This window comes from Sinorhizobium psoraleae (assembly GCF_013283645.1).
GTDB lineage: Bacteria > Pseudomonadota > Alphaproteobacteria > Rhizobiales > Rhizobiaceae > Sinorhizobium > Sinorhizobium psoraleae.
This window is the reverse complement of sequence record NZ_JABEKV010000011.1, coordinates 14,451-22,989: the sequence shown is the minus strand read 5'-3', so window position 1 is coordinate 22,989 and position 8,539 is coordinate 14,451. Positions and strand designations below refer to the sequence as shown.

Annotated in this window: 13 protein-coding genes; 5 read left to right on the top strand and 8 right to left on the bottom strand. The window is 58.3% G+C overall.

Translation table 11 applies throughout. The features are described 5' to 3' along the window. On the bottom strand, positions 1-310 hold a 310-nt coding region (locus ILFOPFJJ_RS31100; RefSeq protein ID WP_376741482.1), incomplete at its 3' end, for a protein-L-isoaspartate O-methyltransferase family protein. 631 nt (positions 311-941) lie between these two features. On the opposite strand from ILFOPFJJ_RS31100, the gene ILFOPFJJ_RS31095 reads away from it, so the two are divergent. The 3 genes from ILFOPFJJ_RS31095 to ILFOPFJJ_RS31085 all read left to right on the top strand — a co-directional run bounded on the left by ILFOPFJJ_RS31095 (position 942) and on the right by ILFOPFJJ_RS31085 (position 3,649). Further along, a complete protein-coding gene (locus ILFOPFJJ_RS31095; RefSeq protein ID WP_102761837.1) occupies positions 942-1,196 on the top strand; it encodes a type II toxin-antitoxin system HicA family toxin in 255 nt (84 codons plus the stop codon). Then, positions 1,193-1,549: a type II toxin-antitoxin system HicB family antitoxin gene (locus ILFOPFJJ_RS31090; RefSeq protein ID WP_173514337.1), complete on the top strand. Its 357-nt coding sequence runs from the start codon at positions 1,193-1,195 to the stop codon at positions 1,547-1,549. The genes ILFOPFJJ_RS31095 and ILFOPFJJ_RS31090 overlap by 4 nt, the downstream gene beginning before the upstream one ends. A gap of 234 nt (positions 1,550-1,783) precedes the next feature. Beyond that, positions 1,784-3,649 carry an adenylate/guanylate cyclase domain-containing protein gene (locus ILFOPFJJ_RS31085; RefSeq protein WP_173514336.1) on the top strand — a complete coding sequence of 622 codons (1,866 nt, stop codon included), beginning with the start codon at positions 1,784-1,786 and terminating at the stop codon, positions 3,647-3,649. 162 nt (positions 3,650-3,811) lie between these two features. On the opposite strand, the gene ILFOPFJJ_RS31080 is transcribed toward ILFOPFJJ_RS31085, so the two are convergent. After that, the gene (locus ILFOPFJJ_RS31080; RefSeq protein WP_173514335.1) at positions 3,812-4,138 is read right to left on the bottom strand and encodes a hypothetical protein; all 327 of its coding nucleotides are present in this window, start codon (positions 4,136-4,138) and stop codon (positions 3,812-3,814) included. A gap of 26 nt (positions 4,139-4,164) precedes the next feature. Then, positions 4,165-4,593 (bottom strand): thermonuclease family protein, encoded by a 429-nt coding sequence (locus ILFOPFJJ_RS31075; protein WP_173514334.1) that lies wholly within the window; start codon positions 4,591-4,593, stop codon positions 4,165-4,167. A gap of 241 nt (positions 4,594-4,834) precedes the next feature. On the opposite strand from ILFOPFJJ_RS31075, the gene ku (ILFOPFJJ_RS31070) reads away from it, so the two are divergent. After that, positions 4,835-5,752: a non-homologous end joining protein Ku gene (gene ku, locus ILFOPFJJ_RS31070; RefSeq protein ID WP_173514333.1), complete on the top strand. Its 918-nt coding sequence runs from the start codon at positions 4,835-4,837 to the stop codon at positions 5,750-5,752. An 11-nt stretch (positions 5,753-5,763) separates the two neighbouring features. Further along, positions 5,764-6,582 (top strand): non-homologous end joining protein Ku, encoded by an 819-nt coding sequence (gene ku, locus ILFOPFJJ_RS31065; RefSeq protein WP_173514332.1) that lies wholly within the window; start codon positions 5,764-5,766, stop codon positions 6,580-6,582. A gap of 77 nt (positions 6,583-6,659) precedes the next feature. Here ku (ILFOPFJJ_RS31065) and ILFOPFJJ_RS31060 read toward each other — a convergent pair whose 3' ends face one another. The 5 genes from ILFOPFJJ_RS31060 to ILFOPFJJ_RS31040 all read right to left on the bottom strand — a co-directional run. Next, positions 6,660-6,980, bottom strand: coding sequence for a nucleotidyltransferase family protein (locus ILFOPFJJ_RS31060; protein WP_173514331.1), 321 nt, complete (start codon positions 6,978-6,980; stop codon positions 6,660-6,662). Continuing rightward, the gene (locus ILFOPFJJ_RS31055; RefSeq protein ID WP_173514330.1) at positions 6,958-7,380 is read right to left on the bottom strand and encodes a type II toxin-antitoxin system VapC family toxin; all 423 of its coding nucleotides are present in this window, start codon (positions 7,378-7,380) and stop codon (positions 6,958-6,960) included. The genes ILFOPFJJ_RS31060 and ILFOPFJJ_RS31055 overlap by 23 nt, the downstream gene beginning before the upstream one ends. Next, positions 7,377-7,631, bottom strand: a complete 255-nt coding sequence (locus ILFOPFJJ_RS31050) for a type II toxin-antitoxin system Phd/YefM family antitoxin (RefSeq protein WP_173514329.1) — start codon at positions 7,629-7,631, stop codon at positions 7,377-7,379. Before ILFOPFJJ_RS31050 ends, ILFOPFJJ_RS31055 begins: the two co-directional genes overlap by 4 nt. Positions 7,632-7,793: 162 nt before the next feature. Then, a complete protein-coding gene (locus ILFOPFJJ_RS35595) occupies positions 7,794-8,075 on the bottom strand; it encodes a hypothetical protein (RefSeq protein WP_246299934.1) in 282 nt (93 codons plus the stop codon). Next, the coding region (locus tag ILFOPFJJ_RS31040; RefSeq protein WP_173514328.1) for a substrate-binding domain-containing protein at positions 8,053-8,539 on the bottom strand (487 nt) is incomplete at its 5' end. The genes ILFOPFJJ_RS31040 and ILFOPFJJ_RS35595, both read right to left, overlap by 23 nt.

Genomic DNA, 8,539 nt, shown 5'->3' with positions numbered 1-8,539 from the left:
CGACGATGAAGGGCTGCGAGATGGTCTGACCGTATCCGATCGGCAGCGGCCGATCTCGATAGGCCGCGCCGCGCTGCTCCTCGGGCACGAAAAAGTGGCGCGGCACCTTCCCCATCGTCTTCAGCACGGCCGGATCGATGCCCTGCCCCTCGACCGCCGACGGCGCTGAGCGGGCGTGCCCTTTGATCGTTTCGATCATCGCCGCACGCTCGGCGAAGCGATCCTGAGCGGGCGCGGATGTCGGAATCACGACGGCTGCGCTCGCGAGAACCACGGCCAGAAACGCTTGGCACTGGGCTAGTCGACGCATGAACTCTCTCCCGGCTATAACGCCGAGTATAGTGGCGGCAACGGCAATTTTGAACAAATCTCGCTCGGGTCTCTGCCGCGCTCAAGCTTAAGACTCCAGAACAAAGCGATGGCGCTGCCGGAAAGTGGCCGCGCCTCCATAACGGCTCACTCTCATGATTTGCAGAACATTCATCCACTGAAATCAAGAAAGTTACTGTACTGGAGAGCATTGAGGAGGGAGTTGAGACCGGAGCAGGAGCGCGCTGTTGAAAGCTCACCGAAAGGTCCGCAACGAGTCGCAAAGGCGAAGTTCCTCAGCGGTGCATAAAAAGTCAGAAAACCACCCACCTGAGACGATCGGGATGGCCACCGATGCGACTGCGCCCTCGGGAGTCGCCGCCTTGAACGGACTCGAACTGCGGACCCGTAATTATAAAATCCACCAAAGCCAGTATTTGATCTTAAGAACGAAGGCGGCGTCCTTAGCCATCCAGCTCATCGCGTATCCGAGGACGGCACAATATCTTAGCGAGGGCCCCGCTCCGGCCTTGATCCGCCGCAAGTGAGCGTAGGGCGTGTTCACTTCCATCGAATTCACGAAGCTGTTGAGTTTATGCTTGCATAAACAGCAAGCATCTTTATTTGCTAGCATGAACAGCAAGCAGAGAAAGACCCTCGCGGCCGTATTCAAGGATCCGGTCTCTGGAACCATTGAATGGGCCGCCATAGAGAACCTGCTTGTGGCCGCCGGAGCGAACGTAATCGAAGGAAACGGCTCTCGCGTTAAGTTCGAAAAAGACGGCATCATTGCGAGCTTCCACAGACCCCATCCGGACAAGGAAGCAAAGCGGTATCAGGTGCGCGATGCTCGCGAGTTCCTGATGCAAATTGGAGTAACGCCATGAACACTATGACTTACAACGGGTACCACGCTCGCATCGAATTCGATGCTGAGGACGAAGTGTTTTTCGGCAAGATTGCAGGTATTTCCGATGTTATCGGCTTTCACGGCGACAGCGTCGTTGAACTTAAGAAAGCCTTCCATGAGGCAGTCGATGATTACCTCGAGACCTGCAGGAAAATAGGCAAGGAGCCTCAGAGACCCTATTCAGGTAAGATGATGTTTCGTGTCGCTCCCGAAGTTCATCGCCGAGCAGCTCTTGCTGCTGAACTTTCGGGAAAGAGCCTTAACCAATGGGCAGAAGAGGTGTTGGAAGAAGCGGCCAACCACTTTGCCGAGGCACGCCTATCGGCGTAGTGCCCGTTGCGGCCCATTATAAATCCGCAATTCGCCCTGCTGCGACTGGCCGTTCGATGAATTGGCGTTCCAGTCGATACGTTATGCGATCTTCTGAGCCCGTAGGGTACATTTCTCTGTGCCGTTATCGCTTGCGATGGCGCCTCTTTGAAGAGAACCTTTATTAGATGACCGTGAAACATTCGGCGGAGTCATGTACAATGTTTGCGGGGAATTCATGTTGGGGACTAAGACATGGAGCGCAGATTATCTGCCATCCTGGCCGCCGACGTGGTCGGGTACTCCGCACTCATGGAGCAAGACGAAGCGGCGACCTTTGAACGCCTTCGGACGCGACGCACTGAGCTGTTTGAACCAGAAATTGCAAGGCATCATGGGCGGGTCTTCAAGCTCATGGGTGATGGGCTCCTTGCGGAGTTCGGGAGCGTTGTCGACGCTGTCGAATGCGCCGTGTCTCTCCAGCGCGGAATGGCAGAGCGAAATGCTGCCGTCCCTGAAGAGGAAAGGTTTGACGTCCGGATCGGCATCAATATCGGAGAAGTAATCGTCGACGGCGAGGACCGGTATGGAGAAGGCGTGAACGTCGCGGCCAGGCTGGAGCAACTCGCGCGTCCAGGCGGCATCTGTGTTTCAGGAAAGGTGGCAAAGGAGGTCGAAAAAAAGCTCGCCTTTGGCTTCGACTCCGCCGGGCGGCAGAAGGTTAAGAACATCGAAGAGCCTGTCGACGTCTACCACGTGCGCATGGACGCCCCGCCACGCCGACGCATTCTGCACAAGCGCGGGAGCGCCCGACTGTGGTGGGCACTTGGCGTGCCGGCGGCCATCTTGGCGGCCGCAGTGGCGGTATGGGTGGCGCTATATAATCCGCTATCACTGCCCGCTCCTGGGGGGTCCAGTACCGTCCCGTCTGTCGCCGTGCTTCCCTTCAAGGATTTGAGTGCTGACAAGAGCCTAGGGTACTTGGGAGAAGGGCTGGCGAACGACGTCATCGCCATCCTCTCGCGGTTTTCCGACATTGCAGTCGTGTCGCGAACCTCGTCCTTTGCTTACCAAGGCCAGGAAGGCGATATCCGCCAGATCGGCAAGGAGCTGGGCGTTGGCTATGTCGTCGAAGGTAGCGTGCGCAAAGAAGGCAATAGGATCCGCATTATCGCCCAACTGATCAACGCCAACACGGGCGAGCATGTCTGGGCAGACCGCTTCGACGAGGCCGGAACCGACCCGTGGGCGCTCCAGGATGAGTTAACCGGAAAGATCGTGGGGGCGATGACGGGTGAGTTCGGAGCCATTCGCAAGGCTGATTACAGTCAGGCTTGGGGTAAGGACAGCACGAACCTCGCTGAATACGACTATTACCTGCGCGCGGAAAGCCAATTGAACCTGTATACGAAGGAAGGTCTCGAGCGATCTGGTGAGATCTCTCGACAGGGGCTGCAGGTGTTCCCTGGTTCCCCCTTGCTGACGGTGGAGCTGGGATGGTCTCACTGGTTGAAAGCTGCGCTGCTCTACAGTCTTGACCCGAAGGCTGATCTTCAAGAGGCAGGGCGGCTGGTCAACCAAGTCCTCGCGGACAAGAACCTCAGCCCCCAGGTAACGAGATTGGCAAACTGGCTCAACGCTTGGCTCCTGACGCTCAAGCGGGATCATGATGGTGCTGTTGCCGCAATGAACAAGGCCCTCGCGGCGGCACCCTATAACGCGTTCACCCTCACCGACGCGGGAAGCATCTTCCTACAAGCCGGTCAAACCGAAAAGGCGCTGGAGCTAACGGACGCTGCGGCCGCGCGGGATCCTGGCTTGTCCTGGTTCTTTAACTACGTGCGAGGTTTTATTTACATTGTGCAGGACAAGAACGAAGAAGCCGTCGAGGTACTGAAGACTACGGAATTTGGCGACGCTCCGTTGCAACTCGCCGTTGCCTACATGCGTCTTGGGCGCGAAGCAGAGGCCAGAGCTGCCGTCGCGAAGATGCTCAAGGCAGCGCCGACGGCGACGATCGAGTCCTGGCGGCAGACCTGGAACTTCCGCGATCCTTCCATTCTTGATCGGGCCGCCGCTGATCTCGCGCGCGCCGGACTTCCGAGTGGCTCTCCGCAATAGCTTCGACCCAGCTCGGCTGATTGCCTCGGCCCGGAGCATATCCAAACAGCGGACCACGCCACGGACTATGCTCGCACTCTACCAGTCGCGAATGCGCTGGTGGGAGGCCAAATATTATGTGCCACATCTGCCTCTGACGGCGTCACGCCGCCGATTGCTCCGCTACCACCTGTTAGCCTCGCGTTGGCGCTCATCAACGGCCCGACGCATGGCCTCCTCGCGACCACATTCGTACTTCTCCATGTAGTAGCGGATGATAGACTGCCGGCGAACTTCATCCATGATGGCGAAGACGTTCCTGAATTGCCGTTCGACTGTTGATTTGCCCCCAGTTGATCGCCTCACGCCAATGAGCTTCGATACCGTAAAGTACGCCAGCAATCCGACCAGGATCCCAACCAACAGGCCTAGAGCCGTATGCTGATTGAGCAAGGCTGTTACAGCGTTCACAACAGAGCCCAACTCGATTGTGGAGTCGTGGTCCTGCATCTACGCCACCTGCCCTCGCGATTGTTTCACACTTCACACCAGGACTGCTTGAAGCCAATCCAGCGATGAGCAAGCCCCTCGTCGACGAGCTGTGCGCCGAGCGATCGGCCGCGGCGATAGACCTCGCGCAGCTTCCGGCCGTATTTATCCTCGTCGCGCGGGCCCGCCTTGAGACCGAAGGGGCCGTTATTCAACAGGCTCTGCAGCCGATACTTTGCGCGCTGTCCGAGTTCCCGCTCCCAAGCGCATTTAGGCTCGCCGATCTCCGGCGTGTCTATGTCCGAGATCCGGTACTTGATGCCGTCTAGCCAGAAGGTATCGCCATCCACGACACACGTCGTCCGCGCGCCCGCTGCACAGATTGGGAAGGATGCGGTGATAGTGTCTTGCGGCGGCATGGTTGCCCAGCCATAGGCTGCACCGAAATAGCGGCCAACGGCGCAACGAACAGCCATGGCGACAAGGGTTTCCTTGCGCGCTGTGCCGGTTGCTTTTTCTGTCGCCGAAATCTTACGACGGTCCCCACCGCTTCCCCCATTGCAGGTAGAGTAAAGCAGAAAAGCAACCATGCGTCGAGATCAGGAGAGTCGGCGCGCGCTCGCAACCTAATCGCCGATTATATCAGCGACACCGGAACAAAGCGGAAAGTGATTCGGTTGACTCCCTGGATTTGCGAAATGCGTCAGGAGCGAGACAATGGCAGTCGCGGGGCGAGCCCAATGGAAGGGCTACATACGGTTTGGCGAAGTGACCGCACCTGTGGCGCTTTATACCGCTACGTCGACTTCCGAGCGGATCTCCTTTCACACAGTGAACCGGGAGACCGGCAACCGAGTGCGTCGGGAATTCGTCGACAGCGCGACCGGAAAGCCGGTGGAGAAGGAGGATCAGGTCAAAGGCTACGAGCTCGACAACGACAGATACGTCGTGCTCGAGCCGGAGGAAGTCGCCGCCGCGGTTCCGGAGAGCGACAAGACTTTGCGCGTCCAGGCGTTCATTGCCTGTGACGACATCGACAAGGTATTCTTCGACAGGCCCTATTACCTGACGCCCGATAAGATGGGCATCGACGCCTATGCCCTGCTGCGTGAAGGCATGCGGAAGAAGAAGGTTGCTGCAATCGCACAAACCGTCCTGTTCCGGCGAATGCGCACCGTGCTGGTTCGCACGCACGACAAAGGATTGATCGCTACCACGCTGAACTTTGACTACGAGGTTCGAAGCGCGAAAGAGGCGTTCAAGGAAATTCCGGAAATCAAGATTAAGGGCGAGATGCTCGATCTTGCCAAGCACATCATCGGCACGAAGAAGGGGACCTTCTCGGCCGACGAATTCGACGATCGGTACGAAGCGGCGCTCGCAGACCTGGTCAAGGCCAAGCTCGAAGGCAAGACCCTGCCGAAGCGTGCACCTCCGAAGGTCTCGAAAGCCAGCGATCTGCTGGAAGCACTCCGTGAGAGCGCCGGCATCAAGGCGTCGGCTGAACCGAAAAGGCGCACCAGCAAGGCAAGCGCGGCCAAGGGAAGATCGAAAGCAACCCGTTCGGCCGCAGCAAAGGCGAAGACAAAGACCGCGGCGAAGAGCGCACCCGCTCAGCGTCGCCGTGCAAGCTAGGGAGGTGAAGGATGGCGCCCCCACGCCCATATTGGAAAGGCTATCTCAAGCTCTCGCTGGTGACCTGCCCCGTTTCGATGATGCCGGCCACAAGCGAATCGGAGAAGGTCCGCTTCCACACGCTGAATCGGAAGACGAACAACCGGGTCGTCTCCAGGTATGTCGACGCTGAGACCGGCAAGGTAGTCGACGAGGACGACGAGGCGAAGGGCTATGAGCGCGGCGAAAACGACTTCCTGGTGATCGAGGATGAGGAACTGGAGAGTGTCGCGCTCGAGAGTGCCAGGACCATCGACATCGAAAAGTTCGTGCCGCGCAACACGATCGAATGGGTCTGGTTGGAGAAGCCGCACTATCTGTCGCCGTCTGACGAGGTGGGTCACGAGGCATTCAGCGTCATCCGCGACGCCATGGAGGCAGAGAAAGTCGTCGGCATATCAAGGCTCGTCATCGGCCGACGCGAGCGAGCTGTGATGTTGGAGCCATGCGGCAAAGGCATCATCGTTTGGACGCTCCGCTATGGCGACGAGGTGAGGAAGCCGGAAAACTATTTTGGCGACATCGGCGATGGCGACACCGATCCCAAGCTGATGAGCCTCGTCACATCGCTCATCGAGGAGCGGAGCAAACCGTGGAACCCGGACATGGTCCAGGATCCGGTGCAGGAAAAGCTCAAGGAAATCATAGAGAGCAAGCGCAAGTCGGCAAAGAAAGGCGCAAAACCGAAGGGCAAGGATGAAGAGCCTGCCTACACCGGCAACGTGATCGACCTCATGTCGGCGCTGAAGAAGAGCCTCGAGACGAAGAAGTCCGGCGGCAAGAAGTCATAGGCGCAGATACAGCGAATCTCCCTCGCCCCCGCGAAACCGCATTGACTCTATCACAAGCGAGAACATAATAAGAACATTCATCGGCGGTGCGGCGCGGCCCGAAGCCGAAAGAGCCCCACGGCCGCCAGAGTTTCGACGATCAATCCTGAGGTTCGGTCGGCCGCCAGAAGGCCGCCATCCCGCGTCAGACTCGAGACCAGACGTCGACGTATCCTGTAATCAGCTTTCGTGCGGGAGAAGTCTTTAACACGTTTCGAAATCTCCGGATCCTCAGCAAAGCCAACATATTTGCGCTGCTGGCCGCCTTCGTCGTCGGGCTGATCGAAATACCAGTATACGCGGTCCTTGACCTTGACCCGAGTGGAAGTGATGCCATCAGCCTTGCCAAGGATCAACAACAACGACGCCAGTGCCCTCGAAGTCTCTAATGTTTCGGGTCACGACGATCATATCGTGGACGAGAGCGGTCGCCGCAATCAGCGCGTCGGCCTCGTTGCGCCGGTCGGGGATGTACAGGTGCGCGCAACGTGTCGCAACCGCATCGTCAACCGGCAGGATACGGCCGGTGAATTCCGGGCGCACATGACTGTCAAGCCAAGAACGCAGCCGAGCGGCTTGTGCGGCGTCCCGGCGCTGCACCCCGAGTACCCCGCGCTCCAGTTCGAGAATCGTGATGGCTGAAAGGAAGAAGCGCGTCGCATCCTCCGCTCCAACCCACGCTGTCACGTTGCTGTCGGCCTTGCCGTCGCCGACCTTGCGCAGTTCAGAAACGACGTTGGTATCCAGCAGGTATCTCAAGACAAGTCCACTTCGCGCGGCCCGATTTCAACGCAGGGCGGCTCGAAATCGATCGCCGAGAGGCCAGGCATGGCGAGAGCTTCGACAAGACTGCGGTGATTGCCCGTCAAGCGCTCAAATTCGTCATAGGTCATTAGGACATGGGAAGGCTTGCCGCGGTCCGTAATGATGACCGGACCGCTTTTTGCGGCCTTCTTGGCGCTACTCACGTCGTGGTTCAGCTCTCGGCTTGAAAGCGTCGTGATGCCCACTGCCACCTCCATGTAGGTAATAACCTACATATAGCATCAAAGGAAAAAATAACAAGCCAGCGGGAACCGAGCGTGTGCATCAACTCTAATAGAGGTATCTGGCGCCGCATACGACTTGAAGAGCACAGAAGTGATCTCAGCGCTAAGGCCCGCCTTGCGCTTTCAGTGGAACCCGACGCGGCTCGCCTCGTCCCACAGCGCCCCGACGGAAGACGGCCGCCATTTCCAGCCGCCGCGTGGCGGCCGCTCATGCACCTGGTCCAACTGGGCGCCTACTTGCCGCCGGACAGCGGCATCACGGATAACGAACTGCTCACCCTCACCGCATATGGCGCTCGATGCGGACCGCAACGCATTGACATCGGTGACGCTGGCAAAATGAAGGCCCGGCAGCTTGGCTGCCGGGTAGTCGACGCGGCGGTTAGTTCGCCTTGGGATCGGCATAGACCTTGTCGATGAAGCCGCTCTTGTCCAATTCAGCGACGAAACTCTCGTCGTAGAAATGGGCGGCATCATGACTGTCTAAAACAGGGTTGTGGTACAGTTCCTTGACCAGACGAATGCCATCGATGCCGGGATATGGTTTCTGTGGGGTGGTGCCCACTTGGGCATACATGTCGTCAACCTGCTCGGGGTCAGATACGCCATACCATTTGCCCAAGGCCGCCTCGACCACGCTGCGGTCTTTCTTCATGAGTGCATAGGCTTCGATCATCGCCTTGAGGAAGTTCATCGTCTCCTCGCGGTGCTCGGCGAGCCAGGCGCGGTCGACGTTCACCCCGGAACCTGCTATCGGAAAATTGTAGTCCTGCAGATTAATCAGGTCCTTGGCGCCGTTCTGTTCGGCCATGGTGTAGTAGATTTCGCTGCCAATGAAGGCATCGACTTCACCACTCTTCAGGCGCGAG